This is a genomic window from Pseudomonas avellanae BPIC 631 (assembly GCF_000444135.1).
Taxonomy (GTDB): domain Bacteria; phylum Pseudomonadota; class Gammaproteobacteria; order Pseudomonadales; family Pseudomonadaceae; genus Aquipseudomonas; species Aquipseudomonas avellanae.
The window spans coordinates 1-1,695 of sequence record NZ_ATDK01000078.1 but is presented as its reverse complement, the minus strand read 5'-3'; the positions used below and the strand labels follow the sequence as shown (position 1 = coordinate 1,695).

The following is a 1,695-nucleotide window of genomic DNA, read 5'->3' as shown; positions in this document are numbered from 1 at the left end:
TAAGCTATTGATAAGATTTGAATTTTCCGTTAGTTGGTGGCTGATTTTTTCGAAAACAGTACACTAGCGTCGCTGCATTGCGGCCTGAGTTGATAATACTTGCCGCGCGGTAGGGCTTCTTGTAAGGGTTTGGAGGCCCTAGCGCAAAAACGGGAATTGGCCAGTAAGCTACTGATGGGCTTGCCGCATGCTGAAAAGCCACCCGAGTATTGATATCTGCAGTCGCCTCTCGCGAGCTCAACGATGGATCGTAGGCTTTAGCTTGTGAAGGAAATATCGATGAAAAGTTGTTATTTTTTTTAACAATTTCTCGCCAGACAGACGATTGATGCCAGTCATTGACTGCTATGCCTACGCCTCGTATTTCTAGTGAGTATGTTCGTGCTTGCGTAGCCTGTTGTTCTGCATTTTTAGCGATAACCTCGGATTTATAAGCCGCCAGTTCATGCTTTTCATTGGCAATAGCTTTGCCCCACCAATGCCCGCTGTAGCTCAGCAGAACCGCACCTAGAATCCCTGCAATACCCCAGCGGGTAACCGAATGTATGTCACGCAATTCCATGATGTTTTCCTGTGCTTCCGCTGCATGACATGATCACGAATAAACCCCTAAACCACTCGCACATTCATGGCGTGGCTGGCCACACCCTGACAACCGCACGCCAGCCGATGGCCGTGCAGCACCACTGGCATACCGTTCAGCTTTCGGGTGGGGTGGCCTTCGATGAATGGGAACTCACCGGAGTGAAGCGGGCAGGTGGCTTTGTCGCCCAGCACGGCCGGTGGCTTGCCGTTGATGGTGTGGGTGCCTGCCAATTGGCAGGACACCACTCGGCCACCACTGCTGGTGGCGTCGCCCAGACAGACCGGATAACTCACTCTGCAGGTGCCCCGCCGGTTGGCGAGCCGAAGGTGAACGGATCTGCGCCACGGTTCTGGCTGTTCTTGGCCTTGCGGGCTTCATCGGGCGGGCGGACCATTTGTACGGTCAGGCTGCCATCGGTGCCGGCGTAGACCACGGCGCTGACGCCACCGTCCTTGTAACTGGCGATGGTCGCCAGGTTGATCTCGACCAGCGCACCGCTGACCCCGGTATTACCCAGACGGCGACCGATGTCGTAGCCTTCTTCGACATTGCCCAGCTCAAGGCCGTGGCCGTCCTTGTTCAGGTCGTGCAGGGCGTTGTTGAGGGCAATTTCCGCTTCCGGGTTGTTGGTGCTGTCGTAGAACACCCGCACAGGTTTCTGGCCTTCGGGCAAAGTGTCCAGTGCTTGCACCCAGGCGGCTTGCAGGGCTTTGGCTTGCAAGGCCGGTTTCAGGCGTTTGCCGTTTTCATCCTGCATCGATGCCTTGATCGGGCGATGCAGGTAGCCAAGCACCGGCGCGGCGTCGAACTCCTTGACCTGATTCTGACCCCAGCGAATGGGCAGCCAAGGGGAAGGCTCGAAGTTGCCGGGACCACGGTCGCTGATGGTTTTCCAAAGGGTGGGGAGTTGGGATTGCCAGTAGGCGGTGGACATGGTGCCGGGGGCTAGCGGATCTTTAACACCTTTGGCGGCCTCGGCATCCTCGTAAACTTTTCCAAACTGTATCCGCGCCACAAACCCCACCTAGCAAAAAATGAGGGTCTGGTTTACCGAGGCATCTCTGGCGAGCAGTTCCACGGCAACAATGTTTCGTAATCCTCTACCGATG

2 protein-coding genes and 1 pseudogene are annotated in these 1,695 nt (G+C 56.0%); all 3 read right to left on the bottom strand.

The annotated features are described in order from the left end of the window. Nucleotides 1–4: 4 nt before the first annotated feature. Nucleotides 5–562: a type VI lipase adapter Tla3 domain-containing protein gene (locus DW49_RS1000000129575; RefSeq protein ID WP_081681951.1), complete on the bottom strand. Its 558-nt coding sequence runs from the start codon at nt 560–562 to the stop codon at nt 5–7. Between the two features lie 47 nt (nt 563–609). Then, nucleotides 610–879, bottom strand: a complete 270-nt coding sequence (locus DW49_RS0105685) for a PAAR domain-containing protein (protein WP_005621002.1) — start codon at nt 877–879, stop codon at nt 610–612. Then, nucleotides 876–1,574, bottom strand: a pseudogene (locus tag DW49_RS0105680) (type VI lipase adapter Tla3 domain-containing protein); the annotation flags it as partial. The gene DW49_RS0105685 and the pseudogene DW49_RS0105680, both read right to left, overlap by 4 nt. Nucleotides 1,575–1,695: the final 121 nt, after the last annotated feature.

What these genes read in the sequence shown, in the direction of transcription:
- DW49_RS1000000129575 (WP_081681951.1), bottom strand. Translation starts at nt 562, where the DNA reads ATGGAATTGCGTGACATACATTCGGTTACCCGCTGGGGTATTGCAGGG.